At 56.0% G+C, this 23,156-nt stretch carries 19 protein-coding genes; 18 read left to right on the forward strand and 1 reads right to left on the reverse strand.

The annotated features are described in order from the left end of the window. Window positions 1–5: 5 nt before the first annotated feature. From clpX to O9H85_RS12950, 3 genes are all read left to right on the forward strand, one after another. Entirely contained in the window at window positions 6–1,271 is a 1,266-nt protein-coding gene (clpX, locus tag O9H85_RS12940; RefSeq protein ID WP_269881808.1) for an ATP-dependent protease ATP-binding subunit ClpX, read from the forward strand. A gap of 122 nt (window positions 1,272–1,393) precedes the next feature. Further along, on the forward strand, window positions 1,394–2,503 hold the full coding sequence (gene ispG / locus O9H85_RS12945; protein ID WP_269881809.1) for a flavodoxin-dependent (E)-4-hydroxy-3-methylbut-2-enyl-diphosphate synthase: 1,110 nt from the start codon (window positions 1,394–1,396) through the stop codon (window positions 2,501–2,503). Window positions 2,504–2,627: 124 nt separating this feature from the next. Beyond that, window positions 2,628–3,374 (forward strand): divergent polysaccharide deacetylase family protein, encoded by a 747-nt coding sequence (locus O9H85_RS12950; RefSeq protein WP_269881889.1) that lies wholly within the window; start codon window positions 2,628–2,630, stop codon window positions 3,372–3,374. Window positions 3,375–3,468: 94 nt separating this feature from the next. Here O9H85_RS12950 and O9H85_RS12955 read toward each other — a convergent pair whose 3' ends face one another. Continuing rightward, window positions 3,469–4,191 (reverse strand): N-acetylmuramoyl-L-alanine amidase family protein, encoded by a 723-nt coding sequence (locus tag O9H85_RS12955; protein ID WP_269881810.1) that lies wholly within the window; start codon window positions 4,189–4,191, stop codon window positions 3,469–3,471. Between the two features lie 140 nt (window positions 4,192–4,331). Here O9H85_RS12955 and lonB point away from each other — a divergent pair, with 140 nt between their 5' ends. The 15 genes from lonB to hemG all read left to right on the forward strand — a co-directional run bounded on the left by lonB (window position 4,332) and on the right by hemG (window position 23,149). Further along, a complete protein-coding gene (gene lonB / locus O9H85_RS12960) occupies window positions 4,332–6,032 on the forward strand; it encodes an ATP-dependent protease LonB (protein ID WP_269881811.1) in 1,701 nt (566 codons plus the stop codon). Window positions 6,033–6,295: 263 nt separating this feature from the next. Next, window positions 6,296–8,626 (forward strand): endopeptidase La, encoded by a 2,331-nt coding sequence (gene lon / locus O9H85_RS12965; RefSeq protein WP_269881812.1) that lies wholly within the window; start codon window positions 6,296–6,298, stop codon window positions 8,624–8,626. 232 nt (window positions 8,627–8,858) lie between these two features. After that, a complete protein-coding gene (yihA, locus tag O9H85_RS12970) occupies window positions 8,859–9,506 on the forward strand; it encodes a ribosome biogenesis GTP-binding protein YihA/YsxC (RefSeq protein WP_269881813.1) in 648 nt (215 codons plus the stop codon). A gap of 499 nt (window positions 9,507–10,005) precedes the next feature. Next, complete coding sequence (locus O9H85_RS12975; RefSeq protein WP_269881814.1) at window positions 10,006–10,593, forward strand: non-ribosomal peptide synthetase module; 588 nt, start codon at window positions 10,006–10,008, stop codon at window positions 10,591–10,593. A 385-nt stretch (window positions 10,594–10,978) separates the two neighbouring features. Then, a complete protein-coding gene (speD, locus tag O9H85_RS12980; protein ID WP_269881815.1) occupies window positions 10,979–11,380 on the forward strand; it encodes an adenosylmethionine decarboxylase in 402 nt (133 codons plus the stop codon). A gap of 107 nt (window positions 11,381–11,487) precedes the next feature. After that, window positions 11,488–12,018 (forward strand): S-adenosylmethionine decarboxylase, encoded by a 531-nt coding sequence (locus tag O9H85_RS12985; protein ID WP_269881816.1) that lies wholly within the window; start codon window positions 11,488–11,490, stop codon window positions 12,016–12,018. 795 nt (window positions 12,019–12,813) lie between these two features. After that, window positions 12,814–14,208, forward strand: a complete 1,395-nt coding sequence (gene hemA / locus O9H85_RS12990) for a glutamyl-tRNA reductase (RefSeq protein WP_269881890.1) — start codon at window positions 12,814–12,816, stop codon at window positions 14,206–14,208. Window positions 14,209–14,223: 15 nt separating this feature from the next. Further along, window positions 14,224–15,048 carry a cytochrome C assembly family protein gene (locus tag O9H85_RS12995; protein ID WP_269881817.1) on the forward strand — a complete coding sequence of 275 codons (825 nt, stop codon included), beginning with the start codon at window positions 14,224–14,226 and terminating at the stop codon, window positions 15,046–15,048. A gap of 15 nt (window positions 15,049–15,063) precedes the next feature. Beyond that, window positions 15,064–15,789: a precorrin-2 dehydrogenase/sirohydrochlorin ferrochelatase family protein gene (locus O9H85_RS13000; protein WP_269881819.1), complete on the forward strand. Its 726-nt coding sequence runs from the start codon at window positions 15,064–15,066 to the stop codon at window positions 15,787–15,789. Window positions 15,790–15,877: 88 nt separating this feature from the next. After that, entirely contained in the window at window positions 15,878–16,816 is a 939-nt protein-coding gene (gene hemC, locus O9H85_RS13005; protein WP_269881821.1) for a hydroxymethylbilane synthase, read from the forward strand. An 11-nt stretch (window positions 16,817–16,827) separates the two neighbouring features. Further along, window positions 16,828–18,360 (forward strand): uroporphyrinogen-III C-methyltransferase, encoded by a 1,533-nt coding sequence (gene cobA, locus O9H85_RS13010; protein WP_269881822.1) that lies wholly within the window; start codon window positions 16,828–16,830, stop codon window positions 18,358–18,360. A 28-nt stretch (window positions 18,361–18,388) separates the two neighbouring features. Further along, window positions 18,389–19,384: a porphobilinogen synthase gene (gene hemB, locus O9H85_RS13015; RefSeq protein ID WP_269881823.1), complete on the forward strand. Its 996-nt coding sequence runs from the start codon at window positions 18,389–18,391 to the stop codon at window positions 19,382–19,384. 309 nt (window positions 19,385–19,693) lie between these two features. Next, window positions 19,694–20,767 (forward strand): uroporphyrinogen decarboxylase, encoded by a 1,074-nt coding sequence (gene hemE, locus O9H85_RS13020; RefSeq protein WP_269881824.1) that lies wholly within the window; start codon window positions 19,694–19,696, stop codon window positions 20,765–20,767. A 3-nt stretch (window positions 20,768–20,770) separates the two neighbouring features. Next, complete coding sequence (hemH, locus tag O9H85_RS13025; RefSeq protein WP_269881825.1) at window positions 20,771–21,712, forward strand: ferrochelatase; 942 nt, start codon at window positions 20,771–20,773, stop codon at window positions 21,710–21,712. 3 nt (window positions 21,713–21,715) lie between these two features. Beyond that, on the forward strand, window positions 21,716–23,149 hold the full coding sequence (gene hemG, locus O9H85_RS13030; protein ID WP_269881826.1) for a protoporphyrinogen oxidase: 1,434 nt from the start codon (window positions 21,716–21,718) through the stop codon (window positions 23,147–23,149). Window positions 23,150–23,156: the final 7 nt, after the last annotated feature.

Here is a 23,156-nt window from a genome sequence, read left to right on the forward strand (position 1 = left end):
ATCCCATGTTTAAATTTAACGATGAAAAAGGTCAGCTGAAGTGTTCCTTCTGCGGCAAATCGCAGGAGCAAGTACGCAAGCTGGTCGCCGGACCTGGCGTTTATATATGCGACGAATGCATCGAGCTGTGCACGGAAATCGTTGAGGAAGAATTGGGTCACGAGGAAGAGCTTGATCTGAAGGATGTTCCGAAGCCGATGGAAATCCGGGCGATTCTGGATCAATACGTGATCGGTCAAGAGCAAGCTAAGAAGTCGCTCTCCGTGGCGGTATACAATCACTATAAACGGATCAACACGCAACAGAGCAAGCTGGAAGATGTGGAGCTTCAGAAATCCAACATTGTGCTCGTCGGTCCTACCGGCAGCGGGAAGACGCTACTCGCCCAGACGCTGGCAAAAATTCTCAACGTGCCGTTTGCCATCGCGGACGCGACTTCCTTGACGGAAGCCGGATACGTGGGCGAGGACGTCGAGAACATCCTGCTGAAGCTGATCCAAGCGGCCGACTACGATGTGGAGAAGGCCGAGCGTGGCATTATTTATATCGACGAGATCGATAAAGTAGCCCGTAAATCCGAGAATCCTTCGATCACCCGGGACGTATCCGGCGAAGGCGTGCAGCAGGCGCTGCTCAAAATTCTCGAAGGCACGGTCGCTTCCGTACCGCCGCAAGGAGGACGCAAGCACCCGCACCAGGAATTCATCCAGATCGATACGACGAACATTTTGTTTATTTGCGGCGGCGCCTTCGACGGCCTGGAGCAAATCATCAAGCGCCGGATCGGCAAGAAAGTGATCGGCTTCGGCACGGAAGGCAACAAGGTTGACCTGAAACCGGGCGAGTATTTGTCCATGGTTCTGCCGGAGGACCTGCTGAAATTCGGTCTGATTCCGGAATTTGTAGGCCGTCTGCCGGTCATCTCTACGCTGGAGCCGCTGGACGAAGCCGCTTTGGTCCGCATTCTGACGGAGCCGAAGAATGCGCTCGTGAAGCAGTACCAGAAAATGCTGGAGATGGATAACGTTGCGCTCGAATTCGATGCGGAAGCGCTCGAAGAAATCGCAAGGGAAGCCATCAAACGGAATACCGGAGCCCGCGGTCTGCGTGCAATCATTGAGGGCATTATGCTCGAGGTGATGTACGAGGCGCCGTCCCGCACCGAAAATTCCAAATGCGTCGTCACCAAAGAAGCCGTTCAAGCCAAGATCGCTCCGGCGATTGTTTCGGCGGATGCTCCTTCGGTGAAGAAGAAGGAAGAAAGCGCGTAAGCGCAGCACCTATACTAAACCGGACACCTCCAATCCGATGATCCGCTCGAATCCTTCCAGAGGATTCGGGTGGCGGCCATCGGAGCGGAGGATGTTTGGTATCATGGGAGAGTAAATCTATCATGTATCATAGAACGGAAACCAGACCGGTCCGGGTGGGGAACCTGACGATTGGCGGCAGCAATGAAGTCATTATCCAGAGCATGTGCACCACGAAGACGGCGGACGTGAAAGCGACGGTTGCCGAGATTCACCGGCTGGAGGAAGCCGGCTGCCAGATCGTCCGGGTGACCGTGAACAACAAGGAAGCGGCGGAAGCGATCAAGGAAATCAAGAAGCAAATTTCGATTCCGCTTGTCGCCGACATTCATTTCGATTACCGGCTCGCGCTGATGGCGATCGAGAACGGCATTGACAAGGTCCGGATCAATCCGGGCAATATCGGCCGCCGCGAGAAGGTCGAAGCGGTGGTGAAAGCTTGCAAAGAGCGGGGCATTCCGATCCGGATCGGCGTAAATGCCGGCTCCCTGGAGAACCATCTGCTGGAGAAGTACGGCTATCCGACGCCGGAAGCGATGGTGGAGAGCGCGTTGTTCCATATCGGCATTCTGGAGGAGCTCGATTTCCACGATATTATCGTATCGCTGAAAGCGTCCGACGTACCGATGGCGATCGCGGCCTATACGCAGGCCGCATCCGCTTTTAACTATCCGCTGCACCTCGGCATTACCGAGGCCGGCACACTCTTCTCCGGTACGGTCAAGAGTGCGGCGGGACTCGGCACCCTGCTCAGCAAGGGGCTCGGCTCCACGATCCGCATCTCGCTCAGCGCCGATCCGGTCGAGGAAGTCAAAGTATGCCGCGAGTTGCTGAAGTCGTTCGGGCTCATTACGAACGCCGCCACCCTCGTATCGTGCCCGACATGCGGCCGGCTCGACATCGATTTGTTCTCCATCGCCAATGAGGTGGAGGAGTACATCGCGAAGATCAAGGTGCCGATCAAAGTATCGGTGCTCGGCTGCGCGGTGAACGGTCCTGGGGAAGCACGGGAAGCCGATATCGGCATCGCGGGAGCACGGGGCGAAGGCATGCTGTTCCGGTACGGCGAGATGATCCGCAAAGTGCCGGAGGCCGAGCTGCTCAGCGAGCTGAAGAAAGAAATCGATACGATCGTCGCCCATTACGAGCAAACCGGCGAAATTCCGGGGCGCAAGCATCACGCGAAGGCGTAGCCGATAAGAGCCACGGACATTTTGTCCGTGACTTTTTGCATAAGAAGCCCCTTTTTGGCAAATAAGTATTTAGATACCTTATCGAAAAGGGGAATGCACAGTGAAGTCAAACAGATGGAGAAGCGTGCGCAGCTTGCTGTTGTCCGTTGTTCTGCTAACGGCCATACCGGTGAGCGTCTGGGCCGAAGAGCCGGCGGCATCCAACAAGATTGCCATCGTCATTGACGATTTCGGCAACGGTTTGTCAGGGACCGAGGAGATGATGGAGCTTGGCGTTCCTTTTACGGCTGCCGTCATGCCTTTCCTGTCGACAAGCAAGCGGGATGCGGAATGGGCTCATAAGCTGGGCAATGATGTATTGGTTCACCTGCCGATGGAGCCGAACAAGGGCAAGCCGGAATGGCTCGGACCGGGAGCGATCTTCACGAAGCTGTCGGATGAAGAGGTGCGCAAGCGGGTGGAGGCGGCCATCGACAATGTGCCTTATGCCGTCGGGATCAACAATCATATGGGCTCCAGGGCGACGTCGGATGAACGCGTGATGCGTATTATACTGACCGTCTGCAAGGAAAGAAATCTGTTGTTTCTGGACAGCCGGACGACTCATAAAAGTGTCATCGGACAGCTGGCGAAGGAGCTTGGCGTCCGAACCGTGTCGAATAACATCTTCATGGACGATGTCTATACCCGCGGGCATATCGCTAAGCAAGCCCTGAAGGTGCAAAAGCTTGTGAAAGATAACGCCGAGACGGTCGTCATCGGCCATGTCGGCGCGCCGGGGAAAATCACCTCCGAGGTGCTGAAGCAATCCGTTCCGGTCATTCGGCAGCTGGGCGGACAATTCGTGAAAATATCGGAGTTGGCCAAATAAGAGACTGCGAAATACTTTCTTGAACGCTAAAGAAAGCCGCGATTTCCTTCAACGGATGGCGGCTTTTTTTCGCGTATAGGATCGTTCGTGTAAGCTACTGCAGATTTAAAAAAGCCTCGACGCCCGTTCCGATATGCTTCGCGATGAGATGCTGACCCTTGTCCTGCGTCAGCATCTCCCGGTCCTGCGGATTGGTTAGGTAGCCCATCTCCACAATGACGGTCGGCACTTTCGTATGGCGCAGCACATAATAGGTTTTGCCGTATCTGGGCTTCTCGGTCACGCCATAGAGCGGGTTCATCGCTTGCTGGAGAAAGGTGGCCAGCTGCTTGCTTTTTTCATTCTTCTGATAGAGCATGAGCGGTCCCCTCGTGCCGGAACTGCGGGAGGAGTTGACATGCAGGCTCAGCATCATGCGCGGCTTCACTTCATTCGCCAGGTGGCTGCGCTGCGCCAGGTCCTTCTTATGCCTTGAGCGGATCCGCAGCCATTCGTTCTCGCTGCTGAGCGCATAATCGTCCATCCGGTTGAGCATCACATTGAAGCCTTTGCGCTTTAGCTCGTCATACGTTTTTTTTGCGATGGCCAGGTTAATATTCTTCTCTTCGATCGTGCCGTGGACCGTCCCGCTGTCGATGCCGCCGTGTCCGACATCGATCAGTACGTCGACACCGTAGATGGCCGGATGGTGACTGCTTGGCTGCGGCAGGAAGAAAAGCTCCTCCGGCAGTACCGGACCGGCTGCAAAAGTACGGGACACGCAGCCGAGCAGCAGTCCGAGGGTGCATATCCAGGTAAACCAGCAACGAAGTTTCATCCGATTCGCCTCCTTCACGGGTACCTGCCTTCGCTTGTTATAGCATCCCCCAAAAAGTTTCTTTCCTTGCCGGGATTAATGCTTCCTCGCTAGGGCAATACTACCAATTATATCGAGTGCCGGGAGGTTAGTGAGATTCAATGAGCATAAGCATGATATTGATGGTCATTCAGCTGTTTTTCGCTGTCGTGATAGGGATGTATTTTTGGAATTTACTGCGCAATCAGCAAACGAATCGAACGGCGGTGGATAAAGAGTCGAAGAAGGAGCTGGAAAAGCTGCGTAAGCTTCGCTCCATCAGCCTGAACAAGCCGCTCGCGGAAAAAACGCGGCCGTCCAATATGGACGATATCATCGGCCAGCGTGAAGGACTCCGTGCGCTCAAAGCCGCGCTGTGCGGCTCGAATCCGCAGCATGTCATCATATACGGTCCGCCGGGCGTCGGCAAGACGGCCGCCGCGCGAGTCGTTCTAGAGGAAGCGAAAAAGAATGCGGAGTCGCCTTTCCGGTCGGACGCCAAGTTTACCGAGATCGACGCCACGACGGCGCGGTTCGACGAGCGGGGCATTGCCGATCCGTTAATCGGCTCGGTTCACGACCCGATTTATCAGGGAGCGGGAGCGATGGGAGTGGCGGGCATCCCGCAGCCGAAGCCCGGAGCCGTAACGAAGGCGCACGGAGGCATCTTGTTCATCGATGAAATCGGGGAACTCCATCCGCACCAGATGAATAAATTATTAAAGGTATTGGAAGATCGGAAGGTGTTCCTCGAGAGCGCCTATTACAATTCCGAGGACACCAATATCCCGGGATACATTCACGACGTCTTTCAGAACGGGCTGCCAGCCGATTTCCGCCTGGTGGGCGCGACGACCCGCAATCCGCAGGATCTCCCGCCGGCGATCCGTTCGAGATGCATGGAAATTTATTTCCGGCCGCTGCTGCCGGACGAGATCGGATCGATCGCTTCCAAGGCGCTGAAAAAAATCGGATTTCCGGAAAATGAAGCCGCCATCGACGTGGTCAAAAGGTACGCGACCAACGGCCGCGAGGCAGTTAACATCATCCAGCTAGCCGCTGGGATGGCGCTCACCGATCAGCGGCGGGAGGTATCCGCCGAGGATATCGAATGGGTCGTCAATAGCTCGCAGCTGCCCCCTCGTCCGGAGCGAAAAATTCCTCAGCAGCCGGAGATCGGGCTCGTCAACGGGCTGGCCGTATACGGGCCGAACCTCGGCATGCTGCTAGAGATCGAGGTAACGGCGATCCCCGTAGTACAGCCGGGAAAGGGCAGCTTTACCATCACCGGGGTGGTTGATGAGGAAGAAATGGGCGGCGGCTCCCGCACGCTACGGCGCAAGAGCATGGCCCGCGGCTCGGTAGAGAACGTGCTGACCGTACTGCGAAGACTCGGAATGGACCCTTACCAATATGATTTGCATATCAACTTCCCGGGCGGCATTCCGATTGACGGACCGTCCGCCGGCATCTCAATGGCAACCGCCATCGCATCCGCCATCAAGCAAATTCCGGTGGACAATCATTTGGCGATGACCGGGGAGATCGGGATTCACGGAAAGGTCAAGCCGGTCGGAGGCGTCATAGCCAAGGTGGAAGCGGCTTTCCAGGCCGGAGCCACCAAAGTGATCATTCCGAAGGAAAACTGGCAGGAAGTGTTCGCAGGCCTGAACGGACTTGAAGTCGTTCCTGTCGATTCGGTGGAGGAAGCGCTCCATCACGCGCTGGGGCTGGAGTTCGCTTCGCAAACCGCCGTTCCGGTTCTTCCGGATACGCTCTCCGCATCCAACATTACCGTACTGCACGCCGATTCGCTCGAATAGAGCGGCCCGGCGTTTCTTTTTTTTGAAGGACAAATGGGCAGAATAAGACGGAGAGACAGGATTTCCAGATTCGATCCGATTACTTGGTTGATATGAATTTATAAGTTGTCACAATTTATAGTTTCGCATCAACCTTGATAAACGCGCTGGTTCTTGTAAGACAAGGACAGCGTAGTGTATATCCTGGGTCTAATTGGTGTTTTGAAATGGATTTTGTTAAAATGATACACACAGCAAGTTAGTTTAGTCTGGAGGTGTCGGGAATGGGACCGGGCAAACAAAAAATACGCCGCTTGCCGCTTCTGCCGCTGCGTGGACTGCTCGTTTATCCGAGCATGGTGCTGCATTTGGACGTCGGCAGGGAGAAGTCGGTTCGGGCGTTGGATAAAGCCATGGTGGAAGACAGCATGATTCTCTTATGCTCCCAATCCGAGGTCAATATCGAGGAACCGAAATCCGAAGATATATACCGGATCGGAACGATTGCGAAAGTGCGCCAAATGCTCAAGCTGCCGAACGGCACGATCCGGGTGCTCGTGGAAGGCGTCATTCGGGCTGAGATTACGGAATTTCTGGTCAACGAAGAGTACTATGAAGTAAACGTGAAAGAGCTGCACGAGCAGGAAACGACGGATCCGGAAATCGACGCCTTGATGCGGACCGTGCTGAATCAGTTCGAGCATTACATCAATCTTTCCAAAAAGGTCACGCCCGAGACGCTCGCGGCCGTTTCTGATATCGACGAGCCGGGACGGCTGGCGGACGTCATCTGCAGTCATTTATCGCTTAAGATTAAAGATAAACAAGAAATTTTGGAAACCGTCGATGTGCGGCAGCGGCTGGAGAAGCTGCTGAACATTCTGAACAACGAACGCGAGGTTCTGGAGCTGGAGCGCAAAATCTCCCAACGCGTCAAGAAGCAAATGGAGAAGACGCAGAAGGAGTATTACCTGCGCGAGCAGATGAAAGCAATTCAGAAGGAGCTTGGGGACAAGGAAGGCCGTGCCGGAGAGATTGACGAGCTGCGGAACCAGCTGGAGCGGACCGGGGTGCCGGAGAAGGTCAAGGAGAAGATCGAGAAGGAAATCGACCGCCTCGAGAAAATGCCCGCCACATCCGCTGAAGGCTCCGTCATTCGAAATTATATCGACTGGCTGCTCGGGCTGCCTTGGTCGAAAGAGACGGAGGACGATCTCGATCTCGCCAAAGCGGAAGAAATCCTGAACGAAGATCACTACGGTCTGGAGAAGCCGAAGGAGCGGGTGCTGGAGTATTTGGCGGTCCAGAAGCTCGTGAAGAAGCTTAAGGGGCCGATTCTTTGTCTTGTCGGGCCTCCCGGGGTAGGTAAAACGTCCATCGCGCGTTCCATCGCCCGCTCTCTCGGAAGGCAATTCATCCGCATCTCCTTGGGGGGCGTGCGGGATGAAGCCGAAATTCGCGGACACCGGCGCACCTATGTGGGCGCTATGCCGGGCCGGATCATCCAAGGGATGAAATCGGCAGGCACGAGCAACCCGGTCTTCCTGCTCGACGAGATCGACAAGATGGCCATGGACTTCCGCGGTGATCCCGCTTCTGCCCTGCTGGAGGTGCTCGATCCGGAGCAGAACAGCACGTTCAGCGACCATTACGTGGAGGTGCCGTTCGATTTATCGAACGTCATGTTCGTTACGACGGCCAACGCCATTCACAACATTCCGCGTCCGCTGCTCGACCGGATGGAAGTGCTCTATATTCCGGGCTACACAGAAATCGAGAAACTGCATATCGCCCGCAAATACCTGCTTCCGAAGCAGCAGCGCGATCACGGCCTGCAGGAGCAGCAGCTTCAAGTTGAGGATCCGGCTCTGATGAAGACGGTCCGGGAATATACCCGGGAAGCCGGCGTACGGAATTTGGAGCAGCAAATCTCCTCCATCTGCCGGAAGGCGGCAAAGCAGATCGTCGCCGGGACGCCTTCGGTGGTCATTACGCCCGACAATTTGAAGGAATATCTGGGCCAGCCGAAATTCCGTTACGGCATGGCTGAGGAGCGCGACCAGGTCGGCGCGGTCACAGGTCTTGCTTGGACCGAGGTCGGCGGCGATACGCTTGTCATCGAGGTGACGGTCATGCCGGGGGGCGGCAAGCTCACCTTGACCGGAAAGCTCGGCGACGTGATGAAGGAATCCGCACAGGCCGCCTTCAGCTATACGCGCTCCCGCGTCGATCATTTCGGTATTCAACCGGATTTCTACGAGAAATTCGATATTCATATTCACATTCCGGAAGGGGCCATTCCGAAGGACGGCCCGTCCGCCGGCATCACGATGGGCACGGCGCTGATCTCCGCGCTGACCAACATTCCGGTCTCGCGCTACGTTGCCATGACCGGCGAGATCACGCTTCGCGGCCGTGTGCTGCCGATCGGCGGTCTCAAGGAAAAGTGCATGGCCGCCCACCGCGCAGGCATCCGGACGGTCATTCTGCCGAAGGACAACGAGAAGGACATCGAGGAGATTCCGGAAAGCGTCCGCCGCGAGCTGACGTTCATCCCGGTCTCCCACATGGACGAAGTGCTTGAGCACGCGCTCGTCAAGCCCGTCGGCGTATAAACCGGAGCCGGAACGGCGATGGTTTTGTATTTAAATGTCACACCTTAGTAGTAAACCTATTCCCTGCGGAAAGTTTACGGCCGCATTTGAAATCAAATGGTACCCTCGAAGAGGTTATATTCATGACCATTTGATTTCTAAAGCGGTGGAGCGGGGAATAGGTTTACGAGGATCAGGTGACTTTTTTGCAGGACCTCGCCGCCCCGGCTCATCACAGAAATGAGTGAATTCCATGAAAGTCAATCAAGCCGAATTCGTAATCAGCGCGGTCCGGCCGAGCCAATACCCTGAGGACGGCTTGCCGGAGATCGCTCTGGCAGGCCGCTCCAATGTCGGCAAGTCGTCGCTGATCAACCGGATGATCCAGCGCAAGAATCTGGCGCGCACCAGTTCGAAGCCGGGCAAGACGCAGCAGCTGAACTATTACCGCATCAATACGGACTTATTCTTCGTCGATTTGCCGGGTTACGGATACGCCCAGGTGTCCAAGACCGAGCGGGAAAAATGGGGCAAGTTCATCGAGGCCTATTTGACCGGGCGTGAATTATTGAAGCTTGTGCTGCTGATCATCGATCTGCGGCACCCGCCGTCCAAGGACGATCAGGCCATGTATGCCTGGCTCAAACATAACGGCCTTCCGGTCTGTATTGTGACGACCAAAGCCGATAAAATCCCGAAGGGCAAATGGCAGAAGCACATCAAAATAATTAAAGAAACGCTCGAGGCCGACAAGGGCGATCCGCTCGTGCTGTTCTCCTCCGAAATCGGGCTGGGCAAGGACGAGCTTTGGCAGGTCATAGAGGAACGGATAGGCTATGTGCCGTCCGGTGCGGCGGAGAGAGCCGCTTCAGATGAGGCGCCGGAAGCCGCCGAGCAATAAATTTAAATGCCGAACGACGGAAGCCCGTGCGTCTCGGCTTTTTTAATATATATGTCTTAAACCGCGGACCGTCGGTTAAGTATATCTTGAGAACTCCCGACATATGATGGAAAGCGGCCAACAAGGGAGCAAAGCGGAGAAAAAACCAGCAATTTGTATTAAACGCCGCAGGGAAACGGAGAACTTCCGCAGGGAAAGTGAGTTTTTTATAACTTAGCCAGCAATCCTGTGAGGAAAACGCGAAATTTTCTGAATTCTAGCCGAAATTGAGCGCTCCGGCTGCAGGAATATTAAATAAATATGTAGTATAATGTATATAAGAAAAACTCCTTATCGGAGGCTTTCAAATAAGCCAGACCGTTTATGGCGGAAGTTTTTCTTGGTACAGAAAGTCGCAGTCCGCATTAATGCTTTAGCGAACTTAAACTTTCTATATCGTTAAGAAAACAGGTTCAATGATTAGCTTTATGGTTCGAAAAAAATGAATCGAGGGATTTTTATGGCAATGAGGTTAGCGACCGAATACGTCAAAACCTGCCTACAATTAACGGAAGCTGAAATGGCGATGTTCATCCAGATGTTTGTCGATCAGGAGGCTTCACTGCAAGTTAAGGTACTCGAGAATGGAAGTCAAGAAGTGGTGCTCCTCGACGATGCGGGCCAAGAGATTATCCTCTCGTTCGAGAAAGAAATCGATCTTTACGTTTGCCGCGGAACCTGCCGCATTACGAACAAGAATTTGGTCAATGTGATGCGCAAAGCCGTGTCCGAATTTAAGGGAGACGCCGTCGTGCACCGGATTTATCCGTCCTATACGATGGAATATACGTATAAGCAAGGCGCGGTCGTCCGTATCGTGGAAAAATCCGCCGCCGCCGATAAAATCATTTACGAATACAAAGATACCATTGGCCAAATGGAACAGCTTTATCAGAATAAAGCTGTTGAACAAGAAATCGATGCGATCAAAGCGCAAATCAACGGGTTCCTCGATCTTAGAAATCAGCTGGAGGATCCGATCGTCCGCGAGCAAATCGACGGCCGGCTGCAGAAGCTGACGCACCGTTTGTTCGTACTCGAAGCTTAAGCATATAATTTTGCATATTAATGAATATTAGGAGCTCCTTCGCCGCGTCCTTACGGATGTCGAGGGAGTTCTTTTTGCATGAATATGCATTTGTAAATCATTTGTAAACTCTGTGATAACCACACACCAACAGGGAGGCTTCCGCATATTTTGTTCAATGTGTGACAAGGTGAAATGCAATCATCGCCTGGACAAAAAAAAGTATTGCATTTCTGTTCAATAGATGTTATTTTTATTTTCGTTGATTGAAAACAAAATAGGAACCAGGATTCACTCAGGACATTGAATGTTGCGAGAGAGCTATTCCCTCGGGAAGTGAATGACGTAGGTCCTAGCGGATGAAATTTTTTACAACATTTTATTCCTAGGAAGGGGGAACCGGAAGATGGAATACTCAACTTTCGGAAGACACGTAGCCGTTGATACATGGGGAGTGGATTTTGATCTGCTCAACAACGCGGAGTGGCTACAAGCACAAATGGTAGAAGCTGCTGAGGTTTGCGGGGCGACCGTATTGTCGGTTCAATCCAAACAGTTTGAACCCCAAGGGGCAACGGTTCTTGTATTGCTGTCGGAAAGCCATCTCTCCATTCACACGTATCCTGAGAAAGGATTCGCGGCACTTGATTGCTATACTTGCGGCGAAACTGTGGATCCTCAACTCGCGATCGAGCACATGCTCTCCGTGCTGAAGCCTGAAGTTGCGCATGCCAAGAAGCTCGTGCGCGGCATGGGTGAGTTGCAAGTGGAAACACCGGTATTGAAGCAAGAACAATTGGTGAAATAAGGATATATGCGATACAAATAACCACGGGGCTCCGTGGTTATTTCTTTTGCCCCCGTCCCATACAATCTGTTAATAGGCTGGCAGCTTGTATGGAAGGGGAGGCATATATGAGAAAGTGGAGAAAAAAAGGATTCATGTACGCGATCGTCGTGGTGTTGGTGGTATGGCCGATCTTTCAGGTCGTCCATTTATTAGGCAAACCGTCGCCGGTGGAGCGTCCGGATAAGCTGCTCTATCAGGTTTCTTTGTTCCAAATGGAGCTGCTGGGCAGCTATTTGCAAACCGGTACGAAATCGCAGACCACCGACGGGCTGAACGCCCTGCGTCAAGCCGTCTATTCGGCTCAGTTCGCCCACGATCATTTGATCCTGGCCTACGGCGAAGCCCGCCTGACGAAGCTGGACTCGCTGTCGGACCTGATGCAGTACATCCTCCGCCTTCAAGTCGGCGGCGGCCGTCAGCTCCGCGCGGACGAATCCCAGGCTTTAAACGATGTAAACAACCAGTTCGCCGTCCTTTATGACGCTTATAGCAAACTCTTATCCAGCGGCGGAGACATCGTCTCGTCCCAAAACTCCCGCCTTCAGGAGGCGGACAAATCGATCTCCCTGCTGCTGAAGCGCAAGCTGCTGCAATAATGCTGCCGCGATCCCCGGGAAAAGGTATAGGTTTCACCGTTTGGGAGGAAACTAAAAATGGCAGCACGTGGGTCGGTTAGTTTGCGATTGGCGAAATTTGGAAGTGTGGATGGGTTGATGAAAGGTTTTTACGTTTCCAACAGCTGTTGCATATGGTGATATGAACAGGAGCTGTATTGAATGGGGTTTTTGTAAAGTTTGGAGCAGTTAAAGGTGTTGACGGGTTTTTGGAGCGCTTCCCGTAGGGGAGCCGCTCCGCTTCTCCATTCCCGACTGGGGTGAAGCGGTTCGGACAAAGATGCGGTCGCTTCCCGAAGAAGAGGGAAGTCGACCGAGCTAGCGCCGTGAAGCGTGTTCGGCGGGCGGCCGCTTCCGTCAGGAAGCCGGCCCCCCGCCGAACGAACGCGATCCCGGCACCAACGACGTTCGCCGTGCGCCTCTGCCCAGAATCACGTTACTCTCAAACCGTTTCCGCACGCCGTAAAGCGTGTCCGAGCCTTGGTTTAACCGTGTTTCCCACCGGGAAACGGTTAAACCAAGACTCGGACGAAAAGCGCTCCCCGCACCAGCCCCGCCGCCCGAAGCGTGGGGGTCCAGGGGGCACTCAGGCCCCCTGGGGTCCCCCTTATGAAGGGGGATTTAGGGGGATGGATCCGGGGGTGCAGGGGCCCTCCCCGCAATAAAGGGGTCGACAGGGGAAGCCCCTGTAAAAAAACTTTCATAAATAATGTCGGAAAAGCTCGTACCCTTGTGATATAATAAGTTAAATAATTGAGGAGGAGGCAGGTGAACCAGATGCATATCGTCGTGGCAGGCTTAAATTACCGGACGGCACCGGTGTCCATCAGAGAGAAATTCGCATTCGCCGAAGGGGATTTGCCGCAGGCGCTTCAGGAGCTCAAGGTGACGAAGAGCGTCATGGAGTGCGTCATCGTGGGCACCTGCAACCGGACGGAATTATATGTGGCCGTGGACAGGGAGAACCTGTGCACGCACTATTTGCGCGAATTTTTTGAGAATTGGTTCGGCATTCCCCGGGAGCAGTTTAACAAGCATTTATATATATATGAGAATGAACAAGCGATGAAGCATTTGTTCCGCGTGACGAGCGGTCTCGATTCGATGGTTATCGGTGAGACGCAAATTCTGGGCCAGGTACGGGATGCGTTCCTGCTGGCGCAGCAGCAGAAGACGACCGGCGTCCTGTTCAACCAGCTGTTCAAGCAGGCCGTCACGATGGCCAAACGGGCGCATACCGAAACCGGCATCGGTGAGAACCCGGTATCGGTCAGCTATGCGGCGGTGGAGCTCGGCAAGCGCATCTTCGGCAGCTACGACCAGAAGAAGGTGCTTATTATCGGCGCCGGCAAAATGAGCGAGCTGACCGTCAAGCACCTGTATGCGAACGGGGCGGACGAGGTAGTCGTCGTGAACCGGTCGCTCGGGCGGGCGCAGGAGCTGGCCGATAAGTTCCATGGCGTGGCGAGTACGATGGACAAACTGCTGGGCCATCTGGAATCGGCCGACATCGTCATCAGCTCGACCGGCGCAGCCGGATTCGTGCTGACGGCGGAGCAGGTATCGGGGGTGCTCCAGAAGCGCAGATCCCGGCCGCTGTTCATGATCGATATCGCGGTGCCGCGGGATCTCGACCCGCGTCTGGGCGAAATGCCTAACGTGTTCTTATACGATATCGATAATCTCCAGTCGCTGGTCAACAGCCACCTGGAAGAACGCCGCAAAGCCGCGGTGCAGATCGAAGAGGGGATTGTGGCGGAAATCGCAGCCTACAACCAGTGGACGAGGACACTGGGGGTTAGCCCGGTGATTCAGGCGCTGCAGTCCAAGTCGTCGTCCATACATGAGGAAACGATGGACAGCCTGATGAAGAAGCTGCCGGATCTGGATGAACGCGAGCTGAAGGTCATTCACAAGCTCACGAAGAGCATGATGAACCAATTGCTGCGGGATCCGATTGTCCGTATTAAAGAAATGGCAGCGGAGCGTCACGGAGACGAGGCGCTGGACCTGTTCACGGAAATCTTCGCTTTGGAGGAGCGGCTTGCCGCCCTGAAGCAGGCGGAAGCGGCGGCGCGTCAGCAGGAAGCGCAGGCGGCGCACGAGAGCCTGAAGGAAGAACTGCTTTCCAAGGTCAGAGTTACGCCGGCGGATATTCTCGCCAAAGCTTGACCGGAAAGGAAGACCATGGTCACTCAAAGCTGGTTATACGATGCGATCTTGTATATATATGCCCTGAGCCTCCTGTTTTACTTCAAGGACTTTGTCGGTCCGAACCGAAGTGCCAAACGGATGGGGACAGGGTTGCTTTCATTTGTCTGGGTGCTGCAGACGGCCTACCTGATTTATAGTTTACTAGGCGGCAGCGGAATCAAAGTGTTCTCCAAGCTGGAAACGCTCTTTATCCTATCGTGGCTGCTAGTGACCGTATCGCTCGTCATCAACCGGTTTTTCCGGATCGAGCTGTTCGTTTTTCTGGTCAATGTATTCGGCTTCGCGATGCTGGCGCTGCACGTGTTCAGCAACCCGAGAGTCGCGCCCAGCTTGTCGCAGTGGAATATCAACGACGAGCTGCTGTTCATTCACGTGTCGCTTGCCACGGCGAGCTATGCAGCCTTTGTCGTGGCTGCAGTCTTTTCCGGCATGTACTTGTTCCTGCACCGCAAGCTCAAAGAGAAGCAGTGGAGCCAGCAAATGCTGAGGCTGCCGAGCCTGGAGAAAACGGACCGCTATGCGTTCGTGTCCGTCGTCATCGGCCTGCCGCTGCTCGTACTGGCGTTGTCGCTCGGGCTCGTATGGATCGCCCTGGAAGGAAACTTGCAGCTGTTCTTCGATCCGAAGGTGCTGAATTCCTGGTTCGTGCTGCTGGCCTACATTTTTTACTTGTTCCAGCGGCTGGTGATGAAGACGTCCGGTTATAAGCTGGCTTGGTGGAATTTCGCCGCTTTTCTGATCATGGTGTTGAATTTTGTCCTCGCAAACTATTATTCTACGTTTCACCAATGGTCGTAGAGAGGCGGTGTACGGATGCCCAAACCGGAACGGACAACGTATTACCCCGTTATGCTGGACCTGAAGGGCAAGCCCTGTATCGTGATCGGCGGCGGTGCGGTGGCGGAACGGAAAACGGCCTCCTTGCTGGAAGCGGAAGCGGAGGTTACGGTCGTCAGCCCTGAATGTACGGAGCAGCTGAACGCATGGGCGGACGCGGGGGTGATCCGCTGCCATAAAGCGGAGTATTCCGAGGGCCTTCCTGAGCTGGCGGACGCAGTGCTTATTTTTGCCGCAACGGACCGTTCCGATGTGAATGAACGGGTACGGAGGGAAGCCGCCGCGCTGGGAAAGCTGGTGAACGCCGCAGACGACGGCGGCGAGGGAGGATTTATTCTCCCCGCAGTCGTCCGCAGAGGACGGCTCACGCTTGCCGTCTCGACCGGCGGAGCGAGCCCGGGACTGGCTTCCCGGCTTCGCTCCCAATTGGAGGAGACGTTCGACGATGCCTATGAGCCCTATCTGGACCTGCTGTACCGCCTTCGAACGATGCTGCAAAGCCAGGTGGCGCTCCCGCGGGAGAGGCAGCAGATGATGCGGGCCGCCCTTGCCTGGGACTTGCTTGGTCCGATGCGCGACGGCCGGTGGCCGGCGGAGCGGAGCGAAGAGCTGCTGGCCCATATACGGCGGCAGCCGACGATGCAAGGAATGATGGAGGCCGAAGACTGGATCAGGCAAGTTTTGAGACAGAATGGGCAATAATGGTAAGCGTTCGGCACGTCATAACAAATGACGGTTACATAATAAAGGTTCAATAGGACTGGAAAAGAGTCAACCTGGGGGTGGGCGTATGAGGAAGGTCGTAGTAGGCACTAGACAGAGCGCGCTGGCACTTACGCAAACGGGGCAAGTGATCGATAAGCTCCGGGAGCTGTGTGCGCGCGAAGGGCTTGAGGTGGAATTCGAGCTGAAGAAAATCGTCACGAAGGGAGACCGGATTCTGGACGTCACCTTGTCGAAGGTAGGCGGCAAGGGGCTGTTCGTGAAGGAAATCGAGCAGGCGCTGCTGGACGGGGAAGTGGATCTGGCGGTGCACAGCATGAAGGACATGCCGTTCGAGCTGCCGGAAGGCCTCACGGTCGGCGCGGTGCCGGAGCGCGAGGATCCTCGCGATTGCCTGATAACGGCGGACGGGCGAGGCTTGGACGAGCTGCCGCAGGGCGCTAAGGTGGGTACCAGCAGTCTTCGCCGTTCCTGCCAGCTTCAGCACTACCGAAAAGACCTCCAGATCGAATCCTTACGGGGCAACATCGATTCCCGGCTGCGCAAGCTCGAAACGGAAGGCTTTGACGCGATTCTGCTGGCGGGCGCGGGACTGCACCGGATCGGCTGGCGCGACCGCATCAGCGCTTATCTCGATCCGGAAGTGTGTCTTCCGGCCGTCGGACAAGGGGCGCTATGCATCGAATGCCGGGATAACGATCCTTTCGTGCAGGAGCTGCTGGCGAAGTTTAACGATCCGGACACCGCGCTCGCCGTTTCGGCGGAACGCAGCTTCCTCGGCCGGTTGAACGGGGGGTGCCAGGTGCCGATCGGCGCCTACGCACAAATCCGCGAGACCGCCGAAGGACGCGAGATTACGCTGACCGGGATGGTGGGCGCGCCGGATGGAAGCGCGCTGCTCAAAGAAACGATGGCGGGAACCGATCCGGACCGGCTCGGCCTGGCCGTGGCGGAGGCCTTGCTGGTCCGAGGCGCTGAAGATTTGCTCGCAATCGCGAAGGAATAGGGGAGATACTCGTGAAGAAGGGTGTCGTATATCTTGTAGGTGCCGGACCGGGGGATCCGAAGCTGATCACGGTCAGAGGCTTGGAAGCCATTCAAAGGGCGGACGTCGTCGTATACGACCGTCTGGCCAGTCCGCGTCTTCTCCGGCACATGAAGCCGGGGGCGGAGAAAATTTTTGTCGGCAAGCTGCCGGACAAGCACATGATGAAGCAGGATGAAATCAATCAGCTGCTCGTCGATCTGGCGCTGCAGGGAAAGACGGTTACCCGGCTGAAGGGCGGGGATCCGAGCGTTTTCGGACGTGTCGGTGAAGAGGCGGAGCTGCTCGCGGAGAACGGAATCCCGTTCGAGATCGTACCCGGCATTACTTCGGCCATCGCCGTTCCGGCTTACGCGGGCATTCCGGTTACACACCGGGATTTCACGTCGTCCTTTTCCATCGTTACGGGGCATGAATACAAGAACAAGACTTACTCCAACGTCAATTGGGACAATTTGGCGCAGGCTTCGGGCACATTGATTTTCCTGATGGGCGTGGCCAACCTGGAATTTATCAGCTCGCAGCTGATGAACTGCGGCAAATCGCCGCAGACGCCCGTAGCGCTCATCCGCTGGGGGACTTGGATGGAGCAGGAAACCCTCACGGGCACGTTGTCCGATATCGTCGAGAAGGTAAGAGCGGCTAATTTCCAGTCGCCTGCGGTCACGATCGTCGGCGAGGTCGTGAAGCTGCGCGAGAAGCTGGCTTGGATCGAGAAGAAGCCGCTCTTCGGGCGGCGCATTCTCGTCACCCGCGCGCGGAGCCAGGCGAGCGGGCTTGTCCGGGAGATCGACGAGCTCGGCGGGGAAGCCGTCGAGTTCCCAGTCATCCGGACCCGGGAGCCGGTTCGCCAGGAGGCGCAGGATGCAAGAGACGAGGCGCTTCGTTCGCTGCATCAATACGACTGGGTGCTGTTCACCAGCGTGAACGGCGTCGAATACTTTTTCAAAAGAATGCAGGAGCTTCGCATCGACATCCGCTCCTTGGCGAAGGCCCGCATCGCGGCCGTCGGTCCAAAGACCGCCGAAGCGCTGGAGCAGCGCGGCCTGCTGGCCGAGATGGTGCCGGCCGAGTTCCAGGCGGACGCTCTGCTGGGCACGCTGGAGTCCGAGCTGCGCGCCGGCGAGCGCGTCCTGCTGCCGACCGCGGACATCGCCAAGGATATCCTGCCGAAACGGCTGGCGGAACTGGGGCTTCACGTAACGAAGCTCGACGTCTACGAAACGGTGCTGGATACCGACGGCGGAGCCGAAGTGATCGAGCTGCTGAAGGAACGCAAGCTTCATATCATTACATTCACCAGCTCGTCCACCGTAACGAACCTGCTGAGCGCCCTGCGGGAGCTGGGCGAAGAGGACCCGATTGAGCTGCTTCGCGGGTGCCGTATCGCGTGCATCGGTCCGATTACCGCTCAGACCGCCGAAGAGGCGGGACTCACCGTTGACTATTTGGCCAAAGAAGCGACGGTCGCTTCTTTGGTGGAAAGCTTATACGCAGTCCAATAAAAGGTACATTGATAAGGAGGGTTCACCCATGAGTTTTCCGTTAATTCGCAACCGCCGGCTTCGCAGCTCCCATGCGCTTCGCAATCTGGTCAGGGAGAATGCGGTAACCGTTCATGATTTGATCTATCCTCTGTTCGTGACGCACGGCCGCGATATCAAGGAGGAAATCTCCTCGATGCCGGGCGTTTATCATTACTCGCTCGACCGGCTGGAGGAAGAGATTCGGGAAGTGACCGAGCTCGGCATCCAAGCGATTCTGCTGTTCGGCGTGCCGGAGCATAAGGATGCGGAGGGCAGCTCGGCCTACGACCACAACGGCATTGTCCAAGAGGCGACCCGATTGATCAAAAAGTGGAACCCGGAGCTGCTGGTCATCGCCGACACGTGCCTCTGCCAATTCACGGATCACGGACATTGCGGCGTCGTCCATTACGACGAGCAGAAGCAGCGCGCCGAGGTGCTGAACGATCCTTCGCTCGAGCTCCTCGTCAAAACCGCCGTCTCTCAAGCGGAAGCGGGGGCGGACATTATTGCGCCGTCCAACATGATGGACGGATTCGTCTACGCCATCCGGCAAGGGCTGGATGAGGCCGGCTACGAGCATGTGCCGGTCATGTCCTACTCGGTGAAGTATGCATCCTCTTATTATGGTCCGTTCCGCGAAGCGGCTCATTCGACGCCGCAGTTCGGCGACCGCAAAACGTACCAAATGGATCCGGCGAACTCCCGCGAAGCGATTCGCGAGGCGGAATCCGACGTGGCCGAAGGAGCCGATTTCCTGATGGTCAAGCCGGCGCTTGCCTATATGGACGTCATCCGGATGCTGCGCGACCGGTTCGACCTGCCGCTCGTCGCTTACAACGTCAGCGCGGAATATGCGATGATCAAAGCCGCGGCGCAGAATAACTGGATCAACGAGCAGGCGGTCGTGATGGAGACGATGGTTGGCTTCAAGCGTGCAGGTGCGGATATGATCATTACTTATTTTGCCAAAGACATCGTCAAATGGTTGAAGCAATCGTAATCCGGGCCCTAAGCCCGTCCCTTTGCCATCCGGTTTCTCTTTTCGAGAAACGGGTGGTTTTTTCTGTTGATAAGAATTTATAAGTTTTTCGCGGGCTTACAGCTTCGCATCAACCTTGATAAACGCGTTGGTCCTTGTAAGACAAGGGCGGCGTAGCCGTTTATCCTGGATGGTTTCATGCGTCGAAAGATGGGCGCGCTTGTCAAAGATTTGTCGGAAACAAGAGCTTACACGAGTTGTTACGCGATATTAAATAGGGCATAATGGGAAGTAGACTATGGTAGTTTGCGGAAAAGAGGAATGCACAAGATGAGCTACAACGATCGTTTTATCCGGGCTTGTAAAAAGCAGCCGGTCGATACCCTTCCTGTATGGTACATGCGGCAGGCGGGGCGCTACGATCCGGAATACCGCAAGATCAAGGAGAAGTACAGCCTGCTTGAAATTTGCCGGCAGCCGGAGCTGGCCGCGGAAGTCACTCTGATGCCGGTAAGGAAGCTTGGGGTTGACGCTGCCATTTTATATTCCGATATTATGAATCCAGTTGCTTCGATCGGCATCGACTTCGACATCGTGAAAAATATCGGCCCCGTCATTCACAATCCGATCCGTTCGGCCGAGGATGTAAGGAAGCTACGCCCGATTCAGGTGGAGCAGGATCTGCCGCATATTTTGCGGACGATCGAGATTTTGGCTTCGCAGCTGGAGGTGCCTCTCATAACGTTCGCGGGAGCGCCTTTTACGATTGCGAGCTACTTGATCGAAGGCAAACCCTCCAAGAGCTATATCCGGACCAAAGGGCTCATGTACGAAGAACCGGAGGTCTGGTTCCTGCTGATGGAGAAGCTGGGGGACATGGTCATCGAATATTTGAAGGCGCATATCGCATCGGGGGCCAAGGCCGTGCAGCTGTTCGACAGCTGGGTAGGCGCCTTGTCGCCGGCGGATTTCAAGAAGTACGTGCTGCCGACGATCGAACGGATTTTTGCCGGGCTGAACCATTTGGACCAGCCGAAAATTTATTTCCCTGGCGTCAGCTCCGGGGAGCTGCTGCCGCATCTGCAGGGCCTTCAGGCCGACGTGATCGGTCTCGATTGGCGGGTGCCGATCGCCGAAGGACGCCGCCGTTTGGGCGGCAAATACGCGGTGCAGGGCAACCTGGACCCTTATGTGCTGACTGCGCCGATGAACGTCATTCAAGCGCAGGCGAAGGCAATCATCGACGAAGGCATTCAAGAGCCGGGGTATGTGTTCAACCTCGGGCACGGGCTGTTCCCGGAAGCATCCCTTGAGAAGCTGAAGGAGCTGACCGATTTTATTCACGATTATTCCCGCGAGGCGCTTAAGGCCCAAGGGAACCTGAAGCAGGAAAGCGGGGTATAAGCCATGTCTCAGCCGATACGACGCGTTGGCGTGCTGGTGATGTCCTACGGGACGCCGGAAAGTCTGGACCAGATCGAAGCTTACTATACGCATATCCGCCGGGGGCATCCTCCTACGCCGGAGCAGCTGCAGGACCTGAAGGATCGCTATGAGGCGATTGTCGGCGGCGTCTTCCCGCTCCGCGAGAATACCGACAAGCAGGTCAAGGCGCTCGAAGCGCGTCTCAATGAAAAACATCCCGGCACGGCGTTCATCTGCTATCAGGGTCTGAAGCACGCCGCTCCTTTTATCGAGGACGGCGTGGAGCGGATGGTGCAGGACGGCCTTGAGGAGGCGGTCGGCGTCGTGCTGGCGCCGCATTATTCCGTTATGAGCGTTGGCGGGTATATCAAACGCGCGGAGGAGAAGGCGAAGGAGCTTGGGCTGAAAATGAGCTTCGTCCGCAGCTACCAGCTTCATCCGAAGCTGATCGACGCGCTGACGGAGCGGGTGGAGGAAGGACTCCGCCGGTTCGAGGGTGTGGACAAGGATCAGGTGCGCGTGGTATTTACGGCGCACAGCCTGCCGGAGAAGATTCTCGAGATGAAGGACCCGTATCCGGAGCAGCTGCTGGAAACGTCCAAAGCGATTGTGGACCGCTTGGGCCTAACCAACTGGCAGTTCGGCTGGCAAAGCGCGGGCAAGACCGGCGTGCCTTGGCTCGCACCGGACATTCTGGATGTATTGCAAACCATTCGCACAGAGAATCAAGCGGACAACGTTCTGGTGTGTCCGATCGGTTTCGTCTCCGATCACCTGGAAATCTTGTACGATCTCGACATCGAAGCGCAGCAGACGGCGAAGGAGCTCGGGCTGCACCTTGAGCGCACCCTGTCTTTGAACACGGACCCGCTCTACATGGAAGCATTGAGCGACGTCGTGTATGCTCAAGCAGAGAGGGTTTAGACCATGGGAGAATCGCTGGGACGGGTCGTTATAGTCGGCGGTGGACTGACCGGACTGAGCTCCGCGTTCTATTTGAAGCAGGCGGCCAAACGTCTGGGAAAGACCGTGCAAATTACAGTGCTGGAGAAGGGTGAGCGGTTCGGAGGCAAAATCCAAACGCTGAAGCGGGACGGCTTCGTCATTGAGAAGGGCCCGGATTCGTTCCTGGCCCGCAAGCTTCCGATGATCGAGCTGGCCCGGGAGCTGGGGCTCGAGGATCAGCTCGTCGGCACGAATCCGAATGCGAAGAAGACTTACATTTTAAACAAAGGGAAGCTGCACCGGATGCCGCCGGGTCTGGTGCTGGGCATACCGACCGAGATCACTCCTTTCATGCGGAGCGGTCTGCTGACCATGAAAGGCAAGGCGCGTGCGGCGCTCGATCTCGTGCTGCCGAAGCGGACGGATCCGGCGGACGAATCGCTCGGTCACTTCCTGACCCGGAGGCTGGGCAAGGAGGTGCTGTCGCAAGTGGCGGAGCCGCTGCTTGCAGGGATATATGCGGGGGATACGTACAACCTGAGTCTGAAGGCGACGTTCCCACAGTTTCATGCGATCGAGCAAAAGCATCGGAGTCTCGTTCTTGGGATGATGAGGAACCGCAAGTCCGGAGGCGAAGAAACCCGCACGCTGCCGCAGGCGGCAAGAACGACGACGTTCCTGACGTTCAAGGAAGGGCTTGGGACGGTCGTGCACGGGCTCCTCGATGCGCTGGACGATGTGCGCTTCGTGAAGCAGTGCGGTGTCGCCCGTATCGAGCGAAGCGGCAACGTGTACCGCATCGTTCGCGAGGACGGCGGGGTCGAGGAAGCGGACGCGGTGATCGCGGGATTGCCGGCCTTTGCGCTGACGTCCATGCTGGAGGAAAGCGTGCCGGAGATCAAGGAGCTCGGCCGGATCGAATATGTATCGGTAGCGAATGTGATTTTGGCCTATGACGAGAAGGATATGACCCGGGAGCTCGAAGGCTCCGGTTTCCTGGTTCCGCGCAGCGAGGGCAGATTCATCACCGCCAGCACGTGGACTTCGGAGAAATGGCTTCATACCGCCCCGAGCGGGAAGGTGCTGATCCGGTGTTATGTAGGACGGTCCGGGGATGAACGGTGGCTCGGCATGACTGAGGACGAAGTGATCCAAGCGGTGCGCAAGGATTTGAAGGATCTGATGGGCATTACGGCGGAGCCGCTGTTCACGGAGATGACGAGCCTGAAACGGTCGATGCCGCAGTACCCCGTTGGCCATCTGGAGCTGATAAGCGGCGTTCGCGAGGCGCTCCGCAGCAGGATGCCGGGGGTGCAGATCAGCGGCGCGGCCTTCCACGGCGTCGGTCTGCCGGACTGCATCAAGCAGGGCAAGTACGCTGCCGAGGCGACGGCGGCGTATCTGGAACAAGCTTAACCGGGAG

It is taken from the genome of Paenibacillus gyeongsangnamensis (assembly GCF_027533625.1).
In the GTDB taxonomy this organism is placed as follows: Bacteria; Bacillota; Bacilli; order Paenibacillales; family NBRC-103111; genus Paenibacillus_G; species Paenibacillus_G gyeongsangnamensis.

Coding starts and splice junctions, on each gene's coding strand:
- clpX (WP_269881808.1), top strand. CDS start 6: ATGTTTAAATTTAACGATGAAAAAGGTCAGCTGAAGTGTTCCTTCTGC.
- ispG (WP_269881809.1), top strand. CDS start 1,394: ATGTATCATAGAACGGAAACCAGACCGGTCCGGGTGGGGAACCTGACG.
- O9H85_RS12955 (WP_269881810.1), bottom strand. CDS start 4,191: ATGAAACTTCGTTGCTGGTTTACCTGGATATGCACCCTCGGACTGCTG.
- lonB (WP_269881811.1), top strand. CDS start 4,332: ATGAGCATAAGCATGATATTGATGGTCATTCAGCTGTTTTTCGCTGTC.
- lon (WP_269881812.1), top strand. CDS start 6,296: ATGGGACCGGGCAAACAAAAAATACGCCGCTTGCCGCTTCTGCCGCTG.
- yihA (WP_269881813.1), top strand. CDS start 8,859: ATGAAAGTCAATCAAGCCGAATTCGTAATCAGCGCGGTCCGGCCGAGC.
- O9H85_RS12975 (WP_269881814.1), top strand. CDS start 10,006: ATGGCAATGAGGTTAGCGACCGAATACGTCAAAACCTGCCTACAATTA.
- speD (WP_269881815.1), top strand. CDS start 10,979: ATGGAATACTCAACTTTCGGAAGACACGTAGCCGTTGATACATGGGGA.
- O9H85_RS12985 (WP_269881816.1), top strand. CDS start 11,488: ATGAGAAAGTGGAGAAAAAAAGGATTCATGTACGCGATCGTCGTGGTG.
- hemA (WP_269881890.1), top strand. CDS start 12,814: ATGCATATCGTCGTGGCAGGCTTAAATTACCGGACGGCACCGGTGTCC.
- O9H85_RS12995 (WP_269881817.1), top strand. CDS start 14,224: ATGGTCACTCAAAGCTGGTTATACGATGCGATCTTGTATATATATGCC.
- O9H85_RS13000 (WP_269881819.1), top strand. CDS start 15,064: ATGCCCAAACCGGAACGGACAACGTATTACCCCGTTATGCTGGACCTG.
- hemC (WP_269881821.1), top strand. CDS start 15,878: ATGAGGAAGGTCGTAGTAGGCACTAGACAGAGCGCGCTGGCACTTACG.
- hemB (WP_269881823.1), top strand. CDS start 18,389: ATGAGTTTTCCGTTAATTCGCAACCGCCGGCTTCGCAGCTCCCATGCG.
- hemE (WP_269881824.1), top strand. CDS start 19,694: ATGAGCTACAACGATCGTTTTATCCGGGCTTGTAAAAAGCAGCCGGTC.
- hemH (WP_269881825.1), top strand. CDS start 20,771: ATGTCTCAGCCGATACGACGCGTTGGCGTGCTGGTGATGTCCTACGGG.
- hemG (WP_269881826.1), top strand. CDS start 21,716: ATGGGAGAATCGCTGGGACGGGTCGTTATAGTCGGCGGTGGACTGACC.